Raw genomic sequence first — 16,157 nt, 5'->3', positions numbered from 1 at the left:
GACTCGGATCCTGGGCTGCGACCGAGCCCGTCCAAGGGGGTTCGATGCGCGCGCGATGGGCACTGGCGCTCGCTGCGGTCGCCGTGGCGCTCTCGGCGGGAACCGCCTCCGCGGCCTGGGCGACAGACCCGGTGCCCCTGGGCAGCGCGTACGTCACCGACGACGTCGATGTGATGTCCCCTGCGGAGGAGGCGACGGCGAACGATCGCCTCGGGCAGCTCTTCTCCGACACCGGCATCGACCTGTTCGTCGTCTTCGTCGACGATTTCACGAACCCGGCCGACCGTCAGCAGTGGGCTGACGCCGTGGCGCAGGAGAACGGACTCGGCCAGACCCAGTACCTCCTCGCCGTCGCGACCGACGGCCGGCAGTTCTACATCTCGGCGGATTCGACCGGTCCGCTGAGCGAGTCGGAGCTCACGGAGATCGAAGCCGACGTCAAGCCGCTGCTGAGCGAGAACGATTGGGCCGGCGCGATCGACGCGGCCGCCTACGGTTTCGAGAGTGCCGCGGACGGCGCGAGCGGGGTCACCGGCATCGTCGTGACCGTCGTGATCGTCGCGGCTGCGGCTGTCGTCATCTGGCTGTTCGTCCGCCGGCGGCGGCGCGCGGCGGGCGGCCCCGGCCCTGCGGCACAGCCGACCGGCATCGACGCCGTCGACACGAGGGAGCTCGCGCGGCGCGCGGCCACGGCCCTCGTCGAGACCGATGACGCGGTCAAGACCAGCGAGCAGGAGCTCGGCTTCGCGCGCGCCCAGTTCGGCGATGCCGCGACCGTCGAGTTCGAGGCCGCCCTCGCCGCCGCGAAGGAGAACCTGCAGCAGGCGTTCGGCATCCAGCAGCAGCTCGACGACGGCACGCCGGACACCGATCAGCAGGAACGCGCCTGGTACGCCGACATCCTCGATCTGCTGGATGCGGCCAACCGCGGCCTCGATGAGAAGGCCGCCGACTTCGACGAGCTGCGCAAGCTCGAGCAGGATGCGCCTGCGGCCCTCTCCCGGATCCGCGCGGAGCGCGACACTGCTGCCGGCGGCATCGACGCGGCCGCCGCCGCGCTGGCAGGGCTCACCGCCGCCTACGCGCCGGAGGCGCTGGCGACGGTGGCCGACAACCCGCAGCAGGCCCGCGACCGCATCGCCTTCGCCGATCAGCAGCTGGCCGCGGCCCAGGCCGCCATCGCGGCGGACAAGGGCGGCGAGGCCGCCGTCAGCATCCGCGCGGCTGAGGACGCCGTCGACCAGGCCGCCCTCCTCCAGCAGGCGATCTCGACACTGGGCGCCGATCTGGCCGAGGGCGAGCGCGCCGCGGCGGCACTCGTCGCGGAGCTCGAGGGCGACATCGCGACCGCCTCTGCCCTCCCCGATGGCGACGGGCGCATCGCGGGCGTCATCGCCGCGACCCGCCAGCGCATCGACGCTGCGACGGCCGATCTCGCCACACCGCGCAAGCGTCCGCTGGCCACGCTCCAGGCACTCCAGGCCGCCAACCAGCAGATCGACGCCGTCGTCGCCGGCGTGCGTGACGCGCAGGCGCAGGCAGAGCGCGACCGCCAGCGGATCGCCCAGCTCATGCTGCAGGCCCAGGGGCAGGTCTCCGCGGCCGAGGACTTCATCACCTCGCGGCGTGGGGCGGTCGGTGCGGAGGCCCGCACCCGCCTCGCCGAGGCCGGCGCATCGCTCGTGCGGGCGCAGCAGCTGCAGGACACCGATCCGGCGCAGGCTCTGCAGCACGCGCAGCGCGCCGACCAGCTCGCCGGCCAGGCGATCGAGTACGCGCAGCGCGACGTGGGCGCCTTCCAGAGCGGGGCGCCCGCCACGCAGGGCGGCGGCGGGATGCTGGGAGCAGTGCTCGGCGGCATCGTCATCAACTCGCTGCTCAGCGGCGGCGGCTCGCGCGGCTCCTCGGGCGGCATGGGCGGCCTGTTCGGCGGCGGCGGCTCCTTCGGCGGCGGCTCGCTCGGCGGCGGCGGCTCCTTCGGCGGCGGTGGACGCAGCAGCAGCAGCAGCAGCGGCGGCTTCCGTCCGGGCAGCTTCGGCGGCGGCGGGACACGCGGACGCCGAGGAGGTGGCCGCTTCTGATCGCCGTCCCGTCATCCCCACCCGAGCCCACGATCCACCCACGCACTCTCCGATAGGAAGGAAATCCGATGGCAAAGCAGTCCATCTTCGGTCGCATCTCCACCCTCATGAAGGCGAACATCAACGCCCTCCTCGACTCCGCCGAGGACCCGCAGAAGATGCTCGACCAGCTCGTGCGCGACTTCTCGAACTCGATCGCCGAGGCCGAGTCCGCGATCGCCGAGACGATCGGCAACCTGCGCCTGCTCGAGCGCGACCACCAGGAGGACATCCAGGCGGCCGCCGAGTGGGGCAACAAGGCCCTCGCAGCGAGCCGCAAGGCCGACGAGCTGCGCGCGGTCGGCAACACCGTCGACGCCGACAAGTTCGACAACCTCGCCAAGATCGCCCTGCAGCGCCAGATCGGCGAGGAGAACGAGGCCCGCGCGATCGCACCGTCGATCGCCGCCCAGAACGAGGTCGTCGGCAAGCTCAAGGACGGCCTGAACGGCATGAAGCAGCGTCTCGAGCAGCTGAAGTCGAAGCGCTCCGAGCTGCTCGCCCGCGCCAAGACCGCCGAGGCGCAGAACAAGGTCCACGACGCGATCAAGTCGATCGACGTGATGGACCCGACCAGCGAGCTCGGCCGCTTCGAAGACAAGGTGCGCCGCCAGGAGGCGCTCGCCGCCGGCAAGGAGGAGCTGGCCGCGTCGAGCCTCGACGCGCAGTTCGAGTCGCTCGAGGACATCGGCCAGCTCACCGAGGTCGAGGCACGCCTGGCCGCACTGAAGTCGGGCGGCACGCCGCAGGCGGCGATCGACCAGTAGCAGCCCGCCCGTGCGGGCGCCGTCCCTCCGGGCGGCGCCCGCATCTCGATGAGCGCGGCGGATGCGGCCGGTCCGCCGCCGCGAGAGGATGACGTCATGACCCGGTTCCTCGTCGTGCCGCAGTGGCAGGGCTCCCCCGCCGCGCGCGCCATGCTCCTCGTCGACGGCGCGGAGGCGATCGCCGGCGATCTGCCCCGCTCGGCCTGCACCCTGGTGGAGGTGCCGCTCGAGGCCGGCGAGGCGCTCGAGACCGGCGTGCAGCGCCTGAGCGCGGTGGCGCGCATCCGCTCGATCGTCGAGGAGCACCTCGCCCCGCTGACGGAGCATGTCGTCGTGGTCGGCGGCGACTGCGGCGTCGCGGTGCCGGCGATCGCCCACGCCGCGGCGCAGCATCCTGCGCTCGCCGTCGTCTGGTGCGACGCGCACGGCGACCTCAACGACCCAGAGTCATCGCCGTCCGGCGCGTTCTCCGGCATGGCGCTGCGCGCGGTGCTGGGCGAAGGCGAGGGAACACTGCGGCTGGACGGCGCCATCGCGGCGGACCGCGTCGTGCTCGTCGGTGCACGCGACCTGGACGACCCCGAGGAGGAGGCAGCGGAGCGGTTCGGCCTGCGGCGCCTGAGTGCCGACGATCTGGCCGACCCCGATGCCCTCGCCGCGGCGGTCGCCTCGACCGGGGCGGACGCCGTCTACGTGCACGTCGACCTGGATGTGCTCGACCCCGCGGTGCTCGGCGGCGTCTCCATCCCCGTGCCGTTCGGCGCGGAGGTCCCTCAGCTGGTCGCGGCCATCGGCCGCCTCCGTGAGCGCGTGCCGCTCGTCGGCGCGTCCATCGCCGGGTTCGCCCCGGCGTCGCCGGCAGCGGCAGTCGACGATCTCGGCGCGATCCTGCGCGTGATCGGCGCCCTCGCGTGAGCCCGATCCCGACGCCCCCTGCCGGCTGGCGCGACACGGCCGACGCGGCTGTCGCCCGAGGGCAGGCGCTCGACCGGCGCATCCCGGCGGTGCTGCTCGACTCGCCGATCAGCCGGGTCGGGTACTGGTACGGGACGACGGTCGGGTGGCTGTGGGGGTCGCTGTGGAGCACAGGCCGCGTGGAGCGGCGCGAGGGGCTCTGGGTGTTCCGCGGCCTGCCGGGCTGGGCCTTCCGTCGTGGCGGCGTCTGCGTGGGCGGCTGCTTCCTCACCGGCGACGCGGGCGTGACCGACCGGGTGCTGCGGCATGAGGCCGTCCACAAGCGGCAGTGGCAGCGCTACGGGCTGCTCATGCCGCTGCTCTACCTGCTCGCTGGTCGCGATCCGCTGCGCAACCGGTTCGAGATCGAGGCGGGCCTCGAAGACGGCAACTACGTCCCCCGCGGGAGCGACAGGGCGGTCAGCGCGAGGCGGTGAGGCCGAAGCGCTCGGGAGTGTGGATGCCCGCCGCGTCGATGCCGAGGCGCCCGGTGAGGTGGTCGACGATGTCGGCCGTGCCGAGGTAGCCGCCGAGCAGGAACACGCGGGTGTGATCGTCGTCGGCGCAGAGCATCTCGTCCGCCCACGCGGTCACCGCGCGCGCGAGCGCCTGACCGGGCGCGCAGCTGCGGCCGGTGCCCGGATCGCCCGAGCGACGCGAGCGGTCGAGCCAGGTGAGGACCATGCGGGCGGGCACGACGATGTCGTTCTGCCAGGTCGCGTCGGGCACCTCGATGAACACGCGTCCGGTCGAGCAGATCGGCAGCGTCGCCAGCAGCGCCTCGAGCTCGGCGAGCGACGACTCGTCGGCCGTGATGAGGTGCTGCACCCGGGTGTGCCGTGAGGAACGGCAGGCGACCGGGTCGTGCGCCGTGGCGCTGTGCTCGAGGGAGTGGGACATGACTCCTCCACTATACCCCCGAGTGAAGGGTTGCCTTACCTCACTCCGGTTCGACGAGGATGCGGGCGAGCTCCGCCAGCTCGTCGTCGGACAGTCCGTGGGCGCGCAGATAGTCCCCCACGGAGCCGTACCGCGCGGCGAGGTCCGCCAGGAGCGTCCGCATGGCCGCGGCCGGGGACCGCGTGGCGAGATCCTCCAGGTGCACGGCATCGGGATGCTGTGCCCGCAGGTACGCGAGCACCGCACGGTTGCGGCGCTCGGGGAGCAGCGCCTCGGTGCGCGCGTAGTCGGCGACGACGGCCTCGCTGTCGACCCCGGCGGCGGCGAGCGCCACCGCCACGGTCACGCCCGTGCGGTCCTTGCCCACCGTGCAGTGGACCAGGACGGGCTGCTCGACGAGGAGGCCGCGCACCACCTCGACGACGCCCGCGGCCGAGTCGTCGACGATGCGGCGGTACATCTCCTCCAGGGAGAGGTCCTGCTCGAAGAAGGAGGTCGCCGAGCCGAGGAACAGCGGCACGCGCTGCATCCGGATCTCGAGGCCGTCGGTCCGGCTCGGCTGCAGTCGCACCTCGTCGTCTGCGCGCAGGTCGATCACACGGCGGATGCCGAGGATGCCCAGCGCAGCGACGCCGTCCTCATCGAGGGTCGCGAGGTGGCCGGAGCGGTACAGGACTCCCCGGCGCGTGCGGGACGCGCCGGCGGGGAGGCCACCGACGTCGCGCAGATTGACGGCGCCGGGGACCAGGGGATCCTGGTCGGTCATGCCTTCGGGGGCACCGGGTAGCGGCCGGCCACCGCGATGCGGTTGAACGCGTTGATCGAGACGAGGATCCAGCTCAGTGCGACGTACTCCGCCTCGCTGAGGATGCCGCCGACGTGGTCGTAGACGTCGTCGGGGATGCCGTCCTCGTGGATGAAGGTGAACGACTCGGTGAGCTCGAGGGCCGCCCGCTCCCGCTCGCTGAACACCCCCGACTCGCGCCAGACCGGGATCTGGGCGATCGTGTCGGCCTCGAGCCCGGCCTCCGTGCCGCGCTCGACGTGCACCCGGACGCAGTACGCGCAGCCGTTGAGCTGCGAGGCGTGCAGCTGGACGATCTCGCGGAGCCGGTCGTCGATGCCGGCGTCGGCGGCGGCGGCGATCACCGTCTTGGAGAAGGCGGCGAGCGCGTCGTAGGAGGGACGGGCGGAGCGGGCGAGGTGGACGCGACGTTCTTCGCTCATGTCCTCACACTACCGACGCCCCGGTGAGGGCGGCCCGGTGAGTGAGAATGGGCGGGTGACCGACCTCGCAGACGAGTTCTCCTTCCTTCCCGCCCAGGCCGCCGATGCCGGCATCGACGGCCCGCTCCCCCGCGGTGAGCGCCTCTCGCTGGTCCTGCCCGACGGCCGGACGCTCAGCGCCCTGCGGTATCTCCCGCTCGACGAGCACACCGACCCTTCGACGGGCTCAGGGAGCGGGAACCCCTCACCGCCCGTGGGGGTCACGTTCCTGCACGGGGCTGGACTCAACGCCCACACCTGGGACACCACGATCCTCGCCCTCGGGCTGCCTGCTCTGGCGATCGACCTGCCCGGCCACGGCGACTCGTCGTGGCGCGACGACGCGGCGTACGTCGCCCGGGTGCTCGCGCCCGACGTCATCGCCGGCATCGAGGCGTGGGCCGACGGTCCGCAGCTGCTCGTCGGCCAGTCGCTCGGCGGTCTGACGGCCGCGGCCGTCGCCGCGACCGCCCCCGAGCTCGTCCGCGAGCTCGTCGTGATCGACATCACCCCGGGGATCGACCAGAACGGCGGGGCCGCGCAGCTGCGCGAGTTCTTCGCCGGCCCGACCGACTGGGCGAGCCGCGACGAGCTCGTCGACCGCGCGCTCGCCTTCGGCCTGGGCGGGCAGCGGGCGGCCGCCGAGCGCGGCGTGTTCCACAATTCGCGCGTCCGTGACGACGGCCGCGTGGAGTGGAAGCATCACTTCGCCCGCCTCGCGAACGCCGCCGCCGCCTCCTCCCCCACCGCCGCCGCAGCGGCAGGGGCGCAGCAGGACGCCCTCGCGGCGGTGCTCGGCCAGGCCGGCTGGGACGACCTCGCCGCCGTGACCGCGCCCCTCACCCTGATCCGGGGCGAGCGCGGCTACGTCACCACGGCCGATGCCGACGCCTACCGCGAACGGGTGCCCGCCGCATCCGTCGTCGACGTCCCCTCCGGCCACAACGTGCAGGAGGAGATCCCGGTCGAGCTCGGCGCACGACTGCGACAGCTCGCCGGGAAGGGCTAACGCTTGTATTTCGTTCTGAGTAGGAACACCAATAGCCTCGTCTGCGGCTCTCTAGGCTGGTTCCCGGCTCGGGACCCGAAGCCGAGGCCATCCACAGCATCCCCCTGACAGCGGGTGTCCCCCGAAAGGACCACCATGTTCCGCCGCACCGCCCTCGCCGCAGCAGCGCTGCTGGCCGCAGGCGCCCTGACGCTCAGCGCCTGCACCGCAGATCCCTCGACCACGCCGACCGCGACCGGCACCCCCGATCCGAACGCCGAGATCACCGTCGGCCTCGTGCTCGAGCCGACCAACCTCGACATCCGCCACACCAGCGGCGCCGCGCTCGAGCAGGTCCTGATCGACAACATCTACCAGGGCCTGGTCACCCGCACGCAGGACAACGAGATCGTCGACGCGCTGGCGACGGGCCACACTGTCTCGGACGACGGCCTCACCTACACGTTCACGCTCGCTTCCGGCGTCACCTTCCACAACGGCGAGGACCTCACCGTCGACGACGTCGTGGACTCGCTCACGGCGGTCAAGGACGACGACACGATCATCGGCCACGCCGACTTCGCCGGCGTCGACTCGATCGCCGCCGACGGCGACGACACCGTCGTGATCACGCTCACCGAGCCGAACCAGAACTTCCTGTTCACGCTCACCGGGCCCGCCGGTCTCGTGTTCAAGTCGGGCGACAAGACCGACCTGCAGACGGCCGCCAACGGCACGGGGCCGTTCACCCTCGTCAACTGGACGCAGGGCGACAGCATCGAGTTCGCACGCAACGACGAGTACTGGGGCGACAAGGCCGGCGTGGCCGGAGTCGTCCTGCAGTACATCCCCGACTTCACGGCCGGCGTCAACGCCGCACTCGACGGCACCCTCGACGTGCTCACCGCCGTCGACCCGACCCTCGCGCCCCAGCTCGACGAGGCGGGCGGGTTCACCCTGACCAACGGCAAGACCACCGACAAGGGCACCCTGGCGTTCAACAACAAGAAGGCGCCGCTGGACGACGCCCGCGTCCGCGAGGCGCTGCGGCTGGCGATCGACCACCAGGCGCTCGTCGACACCGTCGGCGCCGGAACGACCCTCTTCGGCCCGATCCCCGAGCTCGACCCCGGCTACGAGGACCTGTCCGACGTCGCCCCCTACGACCCCGCCAAGGCCAAGGAGCTCCTCGCCGACGCCGGTGTCGAGGACCTCGAGCTGACCCTCACGATCCCGTCCTTCTACGGCACGACGATCCCGACGGTCCTCGTTTCGGACTTCAACGAGATCGGCGTCACCCTGACCGTGCAGTCGGTCGAGTTCGCCACGTGGCTCGAGGACGTGTACACGAACCACGACTACGACCTCAGCTACGTGCTGCACGTCGAGCCGCGCGACTTCGGCAACTTCGCGAACCCCGACTACTACTTCGGCTACGACAACCCCGAGGTGCAGTCGCTGTACGCCGAGGCCCTGGCGACCGTCGACCCCGACGCGTCGGCCGACCTCCTGGCCGAGGCGGCCAGGATCGTCGCCGAGGACGACGCCGCCGACTGGCTCTACAACGGCCAGACGATCACCGCGGTCGGCGACGGCATCTCGGGCTTCCCGCAGGACTCGATCAACTCGCGCCTGAACCTCGCGGGTGTGGCAGTCTCTTCGGAGTGATCCGCTATGCGCTGACGAGGGTGGCCCTGCTGCTGCTGGGCCTCCTCGTCGCCAGCGTGCTGATCTTCCTCACGCTCAGGGTGCTGCCGGGCGACGTCGCTCAGATGATCGCCGGCACCAACGGCAGCCCTGAGCAGGTCGAGGCGCTGCGCGAGGAGATGGGGCTGAACGAGCCCCTCCTCACGCAGTACCTCGACTGGATCTCGGGAGTCCTCACCGGCGACCTCGGCACGTCCCTCGTCACCGGCTCGTCGGTCGCCGCCGAACTCGCCGAGAAGGCGCAGGTGACGGTGCCGCTCGGGCTGATGTCGCTGACGGTCGCCCTGGTCATCAGCATCCCGCTCGGCGTCCTCTCGGCGATGCGCCGCGGGCGTGCCGACGGCACGGCGCTGAGCGTCGGCGCGCAGGCGCTCGCGGCAGTCCCGGTGATCTGGGCGGGCATGATGCTCGTCGTCGTGTTCGCGGTCTGGCTGGGCTGGCTGCCCGCGCAGGGCTTCCCCCGCTCTGGCTGGGACACCCCGTGGCTCGCCGTCCGCTCGCTGCTGCTGCCCGCGCTCACGATCGGCGTGGTCGAGGGCGCGATGCTGCTGCGGTTCGTGCGCAGCGCGACCCTGCAGGCCGTCGGCCAGGACTTCGTGCGCACCGCCGCCGCCAAGGGCCTCACCCGCGACACGGCGCTCATCCGGCACGGGCTGCCCACCGTGGGGCTGTCCGTGATCACGGTGCTCGGGCTGCAGGTCGCCGGCATCATCGTCGGCGCGGTCGTCATCGAGCAGCTGTTCACCCTCCCCGGGATCGGGCGGATGCTGGTGGCCGATGTCGGCGCCCGCGATCTGCCGAAGGTGCAGGGAGAGCTCCTCGTGCTCACCGGGTTCGTGCTCGTGGTCGGCTTCCTCGTCGACCTGACGCACCGCATCCTCGACCCGCGACAGCGGGAGGCCGCCTGATGCGCGCGACGTGGCTGCGCCGGCTGTGGTCCCTGTCGACGGGGCGGTTCGGCATCATCGTCTTCGCCGTCGTGGGCGTGACGGCTCTGATCTCGCTGGTGTGGACGCCGTTCGATCCGCAGCAGGTCGACCTCGCCGACCGGTGGGCGCCGCCCGGCTGGCCGCACCTGCTCGGCACCGACGCGACCGGCCGCGACATCCTCAGCCTGCTGATGGCGGGCGCCCGTACGACCGTGTTCGTCGCGCTGGGCGCCGGGATCGTGGCCACGGTGGTCGGCATCGCGCTCGCCGCACTCGGGGCGCTGACGGCGCGGTGGGTGCGCGAGTCGGTCGCGGTCTTCGTCGACATCCTGATCGCCTTCCCCGTGCTGCTGATCGCGATGATGATCTCGTCGGTGTGGGGCGGATCCCTGTGGGTCGTGATCTGGTCGGTCGGGATCGGCTTCGGCGTGAACGTGGCCCGCGTGACCCGCCCGGAGCTGCGGCGGGTGCTGCACAGCGACTTCGTGCTGGCCGGTCGCGCGGCAGGCCTCACGCCCGCGCAGAACATGCAGCGGCACCTGATGCCCAACGTCGCGCCCGTGTTCATCGTGCAGCTGTCGTGGGGCATGGCGGTCGCGGTGCTCGCCGAGGCGGGCCTGTCGTATCTCGGCTTCGGCGCGCCGGTGACCGAGCCCTCCTGGGGGCTGCTGCTGGCCGAGGTGCAGCGCTACATCTCGATCCACCCGCTCACGGTGATCTGGCCGGGCCTCGCGATCACGGTGACCGTCCTGGGTCTCAACCTGCTCGGCGACGGACTGCGCGAGGCCACCGACCCCACCCTCTCCCACCGGCCGAGCGCTGCCCGCACCCACCTTCCCGAGGTGGTCGCATGAGTCTGCAGGTGCAGGACCTCGTCATCGAGATCGGCGACCGCCGCGTGGTCGACGGCGTCTCGTTCTCCGTGCCCGACGGCGCGCGGGTCGGCCTCATCGGCGAATCCGGGTCGGGCAAGTCGCTGACCGCGCTCGCCATCCTGGGGCTGCTCCCCGACGGCGCGACGGCGACCGGCAGCATCCGCTGGAACGGGCGGGAGCTGATCGGCCTCCCCGATCGCGACCTCGCCCGACTGCGCGGCGACGAGATCGGCATCGTGTTCCAGGAGCCGCGCACAGCGCTCAACCCGATCCGCACGGTGGGCCGCCAGATCGCCGAGTCGATCCGGATCCACGAGAATGCCTCGAAGAAGGATGCGGCGGCCCGCGCGATCGCGGAGGCCGCCCGTGTCGCCCTCCCCGACCCAGAGCGGATCGTGGCACGGTACCCGCACCAGCTGTCCGGCGGGCAGCGCCAGCGCGTCGCGATCGCGATGGCCCTGGCCTGCCGGCCGCGTCTGCTCATCGCCGACGAGCCCACCACCGCGCTGGACGTGACGATCCAGGCCGAGATCCTCGAGCTGATGCACTCGCTCGCCGACGACGACGGCATGTCGCTCATCTTCATCACGCACGATCTCGCGGTGCTGTCGCAGATCGCGACGCACGGGATCGTGCTCGAGCACGGGCGCGTCGTCGAGGACGCACCGGTCGCGACGCTGCTGAGCGCACCGGCGTCGCCCGTCACACAGGGCCTGCTGCGCGACGCGACCGCGACCCTGTGGCGACCGGAGGGACGCGCATGAGCGGCGACGACGTCCTGCTGAGAGGTCGCGGGCTCACCCGTCGCCACCGCGTGCCCGCCGCCACCCCGTTCGGCCGATCAGGGTCGACCACGGCCCTCGCGGACACCGACATCGACGTGCGCGCCGGCTCGGCGGTCGGCGTCATCGGCGAGTCCGGTTCGGGCAAGACGACCCTCGTGCGCCTCCTCCTCGGCCTCGACATCCCCACCGCCGGCACCGTCGAATTCGACGGACGGGCGGTGGACGCCGCCGCCCGCGCCCGCGAGCTGCACTGGCTGCGCCGGGCGACCGGCATCGTCTTCCAGGACCCGTACGCGTCGCTGGACCCGCGGATGAGCGTCGGGCGGATCGTCGGCGAACCGCTCTGGGCGCTCGGCATCGACGGCGACCGCCGCGCCCGCGTGCGCGAGGTCCTCGGCGAGGTGGGCCTCGAGGCCGACATGGCCGACCGGTTCCCGCACGAGTTCTCGGGCGGACAGCGGCAGCGCATCGCGCTGGCCAGGGCCATCGTGCACCGCCCACGGCTCCTCGTCGGCGACGAGCCCCTGTCGGCGCTCGACGTGACGGTGAGGGCGCAGATCCTCGAGCTGATCGGCGCGCTCCGCGCGCAGCAGGGCCTGACGCTGCTGATGGTCTCGCACGACATCGGCGTGGTGCAGAGCCTCTGCGACGAGGTGGTCGTCATGAAGGACGGCCGCATCGTCGAGGAGGGCCCGACCGAGAAGGTGCTGCTGCAGCCGCAGGTCGCCTACACCCGGCGCCTCCTGGCGTCGATCCCGGTGATCGACCGCGGCTGAACCGAGGGCGGGCACGACCGTGTCCCCCTGAGCTGTCGGGAGCGTGGGCTAGCCTCGGCGCATGCGCCCCTCCACCTTCCACGCGATCGTCCCGCCGTACCTGCTCGCCCGCATCGCGACCGCGGGCGACCCGCAGTTCGCGCGCGCCGCCGAGGCGGCGAGGTCCACCCTGGCCGCCTCGCGCGGCTTCCGCCCGGTGCGCTCGCAGCTGCGCCTGTCGATCGACGAGACGGGCGCGCTCATCGCCGAGACGGCGCCCGCGCCCGACCGCACGATCTCCGACGCGCACAACGAGGAAAAGCTGCCGGGCGACATCGTGCGCACCGAGGACGACCCTGCCACCGGCGACGCGGCCGTCGATGAGGCGTTCGACGGGCTCGGGGCCACGTTCGAATTCTTCTGGGACGCGTACGCGCTCAACTCGGTCGACGGGGACGGCGAGCCGCTGCTGGCGACCGTGCACTACGGCGACGACTACGACAACGCGTTCTGGAACGGCGAGCGCATGGTCTTCGGCGACGGCGACGGCGAGGTGTTCAGCGGCTTCACCCGGTCGCTCACCGTCATCGCGCACGAGCTGACCCACGCCGTCACCGAGCACGCGGGCGGTCTGGTGTACCACGGGCAGTCGGGCGCCCTCAACGAATCGGTATCCGACGTGTTCGGCGCGCTGGCCGAGCAGCACCACCTCGGTCAGACCGCCGACGCCGCCACCTGGCTCATCGGCGAGGGCGTCTTCACCCCCGCGGTCCAGGGTGTGGCGCTGCGCTCGATGAAGGCGCCTGGCACGGCGTACGACGACGACGTGCTGGGCCGCGACCCGCAGCCGGCGCACATGGACGACTTCGTGCACACGATCGACGACAACGGCGGCGTGCACATCAACTCCGGCATCCCGAACCACGCGTTCTACCTCGCCGCGACCGCCCTCGGCGGCAGCGCATGGGAGCGCGCGGGGCTCATCTGGTATCGCACCGTCACCGGCGGCACGCTGTCGTCGACGGCGTCGTTCGCCCAGTTCGCCGTGGCCACTGTGACCGCCGCTGCGGCGCAGTTCGGCGACGACAGCGCCGAGGCGGCCGCGGTGCGTGACGCCTGGCGCGCGGTCGGCGTGCTCGCGGCGGAGTCGCCGAGCGCGTAGCATCCGTCAGCGTGGACCCCGACACGCCGCACACGACCGTCATCGTGGTGACCGTGGTGCGCTCGGGCGGGTTCGCCGGGCTCACCCGCGAGTGGACCGCCGAGCCTGCGCCCGACGAGGCGCCGCGCTGGATCGCCCTCATCGACGAATGCCCGTGGGGCGAATGCGCGGCTCCGCCGAGCGGCGCCGACCGGTTCCAGTGGCGCATCGAGGCCGTCCGCGACGACGACGGACGGGCTGCGCAGCTCGACGACGGGCAGCTCACCGGCCCGTGGCGCGAGCTGGTCGACGCGGTGCGGGCGTTCGCGTCGGCGTCAGCGTAGGCGACCGAACAGGCCGCGCTTCTTGGCCGGCTTGAGGTGCTTCTGCAGGTAGATCGTGCCCAGCCAGCGACCGAACTTGAAGCCGACCCTGCCCATCCGGCCGACCTCTTCGAACCCGAGCTTCTCGTGCAGCGCGATCGATGCCTCCGCACCCTTGTCGCTGATCACGGCGACCATCTCGCGGATCCCGACCTCTTCGCACGCGGCGATGAGCGCTTCCAGCATCGCCCGGCCCAGGCCCTTGCCGGCCGCCGCCTGACCCAGGTAGATCGAGTTCTCGACGCTGAACCGGTAGGCCGACTTCGACGACATCGGCTGCACGAGCGCGTAGCCGAGGATCTGACCGGACGGCGACTGGGCGACGAGGAACGGCATCTCCAGCTTCTCGAGGTGCGCCAGCTTCTCGCGCCACTGGGCGATCGTCCACCGCTTCTCATCGAAGGTCACGACGGAGTTGGTGACGTAGTAGTTGTAGATCTCGCGGATGTCGGGCAGGTCCTCCGGCCGGACGGGGCGGATCTCATACGTGAAGGGACGCTCAGGCTCCGATCGCCGGCGCAGGTGCGGCGGAACGACCCTCCGCGTCTTCTCGTATTCCTCCTCGAGCATCTGACCAGCCTACGCCGGGAGCCGCCAGTCGACCGGCGCGGCGCCCTGCTCTGCGAGCAGCTCGTTCACCCGGGAGAAGGGCCGGGACCCGAAGAATCCGCGCCTGGCCGACAGCGGCGACGGATGCGCGGACGACACGATCGGCGTCGACCCCAGCAGCGGTGTCAGACCGGCTGCATCCCGGCCCCACAGGATCGCGACGAGCGGCGCGTCGCGGGCGACGAGGGTGCGGATGGCGTGCTCGGTGACCTTCTCCCATCCCCACCCGCGGTGGGATGCGGGAGCCCCCGGGGTGACGGTGAGCACGCGGTTCAGCAGCATGACCCCCTGATCACTCCATGCCGACAGGTCGCCGTGTGCCGCGCGCGGCACGCCGAGGTCGGCCTCGAGCTCCTGATAGATGTTCGACAGGCTGCGCGGCAGCGGCCGCACGTGGCGCTCGACCGCGAACGACAGCCCGATCGGATGCCCCGGCGTCGGGTAGGGGTCCTGCCCGACGATCAGCACCTTGACCTGACCGAGCGGCCGCTGGAACGCCCGCAGCACGTGGTCGCCCGCGGGGAGGTAGCCGCGGCCGGCGGCGACCTCGGCGCGCAGCCGGTCGCCCATGGCCGCGATGTCGGCGGAGACGGGGTCGAGGGCCTGCGCCCAGCCCGCGTCGACGAGGCCGTCGGCGGCGAGCTCGTGCAGCGACCTGGCCACCGTCAGGACGCCTCCGCGCCCGTCACCGTGCCCTGCCACGACCAGGGGAAGTCGATCCACAGCGGGGTCTCCTTCCACGCGTAGTCCGGCAGCGCGATCGAGCCGGGCTTCGTGTAGATCGTCGCGGAGCGCATGTCGGCGCCGCGGTCGCGGAGCAGCTGCACCGCGAGCGCGAGGGTCCGCCCGCTGTCGGCGACGTCGTCGACCAGCAGCACACGGCGCCCCGCGAGGAAGTCGATGTCGAGCGCCGGAGGGAGCACCTCGGGCGCGTCGAGCACGGTGCCGATGCCGGTGTAGAACTCGACGTTGAGCGCACCGCAGCTCTTCACCCCCAGCGCGTAGGCGATGGCGCCCGCCGGCAGCAGGCCGCCGCGGGCGATCGCGACCACGACCTCCGGCACGAATCCGTCCGCCACGATGGCGCGCGACAGCTCCCGCGCCGCCTCGCCGAAGCCGTCCCAGGTGAGCTTCTCGCGCTCCTGCGTCATGATGCTCCCCTCACGCCTGACGCACGCGCAGCGGGCCGCGCGCGAGCAGGTACTGGGCGGACTGCGCGACCGGACGCATCGTGATGAGGTCGAGGTTCACGTGGCCGGGGGCGTTCAGCGCGTACGCGATGACGTCGGCGACGTCGTCCGCGACGAGCGGCTGCTCGATCCCGTCGTACACGGCGGCCGCCGCATCCGCGTTCCCGCCGAGCCGGTTGAGGGCGAACTCGGGCGTCTGCACCATGCCCGGCGCGACCTCGACGATGCGGATCGGCTCGCCGTTCAGTTCGAGTCGGAGCGCGTGCGCGATCATCGACTCCCCCGCCTTCGCGGCGTTGTACCCCGCACCGCCCGCGTAGGCGTTCTGCGCGGCGGTGGAGGTGACGAAGAGGATGTCGGCGTGACCGTCGGATGCGGCGCCCTGACGCAGCTGCGGGAGCAGCGCCGCGACCAGCCGCTGGCCCGACAGCACGTTGACCTCGAACATCCACTGCCAGTCGTCCGCTCTGCCGTCCTCGACACGGTCGGCCCCGCGGGCGCCGCCGGCGACGTGGACCAGCGCGTGCACGGCACCGGTCGAGGCGAGCCACTCGGCGAGCGCATCGACGTCGGCCTGGCGGGTGAGGTCCGCAGCGTACGCGACGGCGCCGGTGTCGCCCTCGAGCTCGGCGAGACGGTCGGCGCGGCGCGCCACCGCGACCACGTCCCATCCGCTCGCTCGCAGCGCGCGCGTCGCTGCCTCTCCGATCCCGGAACTCGCTCCGGTCACCACCGCACGTCTCGTCGTCATGCCTCAACGCTACCCGGCCGAGGTTACGTAACATTTC

At 72.2% G+C, this 16,157-nt stretch carries 19 protein-coding genes; 12 read left to right on the top strand and 7 right to left on the bottom strand.

From position 1 onward, the window contains the following. The first annotated feature begins 44 nt into the window (after positions 1–44). The 4 genes from Microterr_RS03935 (at position 45) to Microterr_RS03920 (ending at position 4,278) form a co-directional block, all read left to right on the top strand. Complete coding sequence (locus Microterr_RS03935) at positions 45–2,081, top strand: TPM domain-containing protein (protein WP_263796011.1); 2,037 nt, start codon at positions 45–47, stop codon at positions 2,079–2,081. A gap of 68 nt (positions 2,082–2,149) precedes the next feature. Next, positions 2,150–2,887, top strand: coding sequence for a PspA/IM30 family protein (locus Microterr_RS03930; protein ID WP_263796014.1), 738 nt, complete (start codon positions 2,150–2,152; stop codon positions 2,885–2,887). Between the two features lie 96 nt (positions 2,888–2,983). Continuing rightward, the gene (locus Microterr_RS03925) at positions 2,984–3,802 is read left to right on the top strand and encodes an arginase family protein (RefSeq protein ID WP_263796015.1); all 819 of its coding nucleotides are present in this window, start codon (positions 2,984–2,986) and stop codon (positions 3,800–3,802) included. Further along, positions 3,799–4,278 carry a Fe-S oxidoreductase gene (locus tag Microterr_RS03920; protein WP_263796017.1) on the top strand — a complete coding sequence of 160 codons (480 nt, stop codon included), beginning with the start codon at positions 3,799–3,801 and terminating at the stop codon, positions 4,276–4,278. Before Microterr_RS03925 ends, Microterr_RS03920 begins: the two co-directional genes overlap by 4 nt. Here Microterr_RS03920 and Microterr_RS03915 read toward each other — a convergent pair. The 3 genes from Microterr_RS03915 to Microterr_RS03905 are packed head-to-tail and all read right to left on the bottom strand — an operon-like array spanning position 4,262 to position 5,968. Continuing rightward, positions 4,262–4,741 (bottom strand): siderophore-interacting protein, encoded by a 480-nt coding sequence (locus tag Microterr_RS03915; protein WP_263796018.1) that lies wholly within the window; start codon positions 4,739–4,741, stop codon positions 4,262–4,264. The genes Microterr_RS03920 and Microterr_RS03915 overlap by 17 nt on opposite strands. A gap of 40 nt (positions 4,742–4,781) precedes the next feature. Then, entirely contained in the window at positions 4,782–5,507 is a 726-nt protein-coding gene (locus tag Microterr_RS03910; RefSeq protein WP_263796020.1) for a tyrosine-protein phosphatase, read from the bottom strand. Beyond that, the gene (locus tag Microterr_RS03905; RefSeq protein ID WP_263796021.1) at positions 5,504–5,968 is read right to left on the bottom strand and encodes a carboxymuconolactone decarboxylase family protein; all 465 of its coding nucleotides are present in this window, start codon (positions 5,966–5,968) and stop codon (positions 5,504–5,506) included. The genes Microterr_RS03910 and Microterr_RS03905 overlap by 4 nt, the downstream gene beginning before the upstream one ends. A gap of 55 nt (positions 5,969–6,023) precedes the next feature. Between Microterr_RS03905 and Microterr_RS03900 the strand changes: the two genes are divergently transcribed. The 8 genes from Microterr_RS03900 (at position 6,024) to Microterr_RS03865 (ending at position 13,531) form a co-directional block, all read left to right on the top strand. Then, entirely contained in the window at positions 6,024–7,016 is a 993-nt protein-coding gene (locus Microterr_RS03900) for an alpha/beta fold hydrolase (protein ID WP_263796022.1), read from the top strand. A gap of 135 nt (positions 7,017–7,151) precedes the next feature. After that, entirely contained in the window at positions 7,152–8,663 is a 1,512-nt protein-coding gene (locus tag Microterr_RS03895; RefSeq protein ID WP_263796024.1) for an ABC transporter substrate-binding protein, read from the top strand. Beyond that, positions 8,660–9,610 (top strand): ABC transporter permease, encoded by a 951-nt coding sequence (locus Microterr_RS03890; protein ID WP_263796025.1) that lies wholly within the window; start codon positions 8,660–8,662, stop codon positions 9,608–9,610. Before Microterr_RS03895 ends, Microterr_RS03890 begins: the two co-directional genes overlap by 4 nt. Continuing rightward, positions 9,610–10,485, top strand: a complete 876-nt coding sequence (locus tag Microterr_RS03885; RefSeq protein ID WP_263796026.1) for an ABC transporter permease — start codon at positions 9,610–9,612, stop codon at positions 10,483–10,485. The genes Microterr_RS03890 and Microterr_RS03885 overlap by 1 nt, the downstream gene beginning before the upstream one ends. After that, positions 10,482–11,270: an ATP-binding cassette domain-containing protein gene (locus Microterr_RS03880; RefSeq protein WP_263796028.1), complete on the top strand. Its 789-nt coding sequence runs from the start codon at positions 10,482–10,484 to the stop codon at positions 11,268–11,270. Before Microterr_RS03885 ends, Microterr_RS03880 begins: the two co-directional genes overlap by 4 nt. Further along, positions 11,267–12,067: an ABC transporter ATP-binding protein gene (locus Microterr_RS03875; protein WP_263796029.1), complete on the top strand. Its 801-nt coding sequence runs from the start codon at positions 11,267–11,269 to the stop codon at positions 12,065–12,067. The genes Microterr_RS03880 and Microterr_RS03875 overlap by 4 nt, the downstream gene beginning before the upstream one ends. Before the next feature lie 61 nt (positions 12,068–12,128). Beyond that, a complete protein-coding gene (locus Microterr_RS03870; protein WP_263796030.1) occupies positions 12,129–13,208 on the top strand; it encodes a M4 family metallopeptidase in 1,080 nt (359 codons plus the stop codon). Between the two features lie 11 nt (positions 13,209–13,219). Next, positions 13,220–13,531: a protealysin inhibitor emfourin gene (locus Microterr_RS03865; protein ID WP_263796031.1), complete on the top strand. Its 312-nt coding sequence runs from the start codon at positions 13,220–13,222 to the stop codon at positions 13,529–13,531. On the opposite strand, the gene Microterr_RS03860 is transcribed toward Microterr_RS03865, so the two are convergent. Genes Microterr_RS03860 through Microterr_RS03845 form a run of 4 tightly spaced genes read right to left on the bottom strand, consistent with a single transcriptional unit; the run spans position 13,523 to position 16,120 of the window. Then, the gene (locus Microterr_RS03860; protein WP_263796032.1) at positions 13,523–14,140 is read right to left on the bottom strand and encodes a GNAT family N-acetyltransferase; all 618 of its coding nucleotides are present in this window, start codon (positions 14,138–14,140) and stop codon (positions 13,523–13,525) included. The genes Microterr_RS03865 and Microterr_RS03860 overlap by 9 nt on opposite strands. 9 nt (positions 14,141–14,149) lie before the next feature. Continuing rightward, positions 14,150–14,842 (bottom strand): uracil-DNA glycosylase, encoded by a 693-nt coding sequence (locus tag Microterr_RS03855; RefSeq protein WP_263798839.1) that lies wholly within the window; start codon positions 14,840–14,842, stop codon positions 14,150–14,152. A 2-nt stretch (positions 14,843–14,844) separates the two neighbouring features. Beyond that, positions 14,845–15,330, bottom strand: coding sequence for a phosphoribosyltransferase (locus Microterr_RS03850; protein WP_263796034.1), 486 nt, complete (start codon positions 15,328–15,330; stop codon positions 14,845–14,847). 10 nt (positions 15,331–15,340) lie between these two features. Next, positions 15,341–16,120 (bottom strand): SDR family oxidoreductase, encoded by a 780-nt coding sequence (locus Microterr_RS03845; RefSeq protein WP_263796036.1) that lies wholly within the window; start codon positions 16,118–16,120, stop codon positions 15,341–15,343. Between the last annotated feature and the right edge of the window lie 37 nt (positions 16,121–16,157).

Source organism: Microbacterium terricola (genome assembly GCF_027943945.1).
In the GTDB taxonomy this organism is placed as follows: domain Bacteria; phylum Actinomycetota; class Actinomycetes; order Actinomycetales; family Microbacteriaceae; genus Microbacterium; species Microbacterium terricola.
This window is presented reverse-complemented; position numbering and strand designations above follow the sequence as displayed.

Bases quoted from the DNA above. Each gene is read 5' to 3' on its own strand.
- Microterr_RS03880 (WP_263796028.1), top strand. From the start codon at position 10,482: ATGAGTCTGCAGGTGCAGGACCTCGTCATCGAGATCGGCGACCGCCGC.
- Microterr_RS03875 (WP_263796029.1), top strand. From the start codon at position 11,267: ATGAGCGGCGACGACGTCCTGCTGAGAGGTCGCGGGCTCACCCGTCGC.
- Microterr_RS03845 (WP_263796036.1), bottom strand. From the start codon at position 16,120: ATGACGACGAGACGTGCGGTGGTGACCGGAGCGAGTTCCGGGATCGGA.
- Microterr_RS03905 (WP_263796021.1), bottom strand. From the start codon at position 5,968: ATGAGCGAAGAACGTCGCGTCCACCTCGCCCGCTCCGCCCGTCCCTCC.
- Microterr_RS03925 (WP_263796015.1), top strand. From the start codon at position 2,984: ATGACCCGGTTCCTCGTCGTGCCGCAGTGGCAGGGCTCCCCCGCCGCG.
- Microterr_RS03870 (WP_263796030.1), top strand. From the start codon at position 12,129: ATGCGCCCCTCCACCTTCCACGCGATCGTCCCGCCGTACCTGCTCGCC.
- Microterr_RS03910 (WP_263796020.1), bottom strand. From the start codon at position 5,507: ATGACCGACCAGGATCCCCTGGTCCCCGGCGCCGTCAATCTGCGCGAC.
- Microterr_RS03850 (WP_263796034.1), bottom strand. From the start codon at position 15,330: ATGACGCAGGAGCGCGAGAAGCTCACCTGGGACGGCTTCGGCGAGGCG.
- Microterr_RS03860 (WP_263796032.1), bottom strand. From the start codon at position 14,140: ATGCTCGAGGAGGAATACGAGAAGACGCGGAGGGTCGTTCCGCCGCAC.
- Microterr_RS03885 (WP_263796026.1), top strand. From the start codon at position 9,610: ATGCGCGCGACGTGGCTGCGCCGGCTGTGGTCCCTGTCGACGGGGCGG.
- Microterr_RS03895 (WP_263796024.1), top strand. From the start codon at position 7,152: ATGTTCCGCCGCACCGCCCTCGCCGCAGCAGCGCTGCTGGCCGCAGGC.
- Microterr_RS03935 (WP_263796011.1), top strand. From the start codon at position 45: ATGCGCGCGCGATGGGCACTGGCGCTCGCTGCGGTCGCCGTGGCGCTC.
- Microterr_RS03915 (WP_263796018.1), bottom strand. From the start codon at position 4,741: ATGTCCCACTCCCTCGAGCACAGCGCCACGGCGCACGACCCGGTCGCC.
- Microterr_RS03930 (WP_263796014.1), top strand. From the start codon at position 2,150: ATGGCAAAGCAGTCCATCTTCGGTCGCATCTCCACCCTCATGAAGGCG.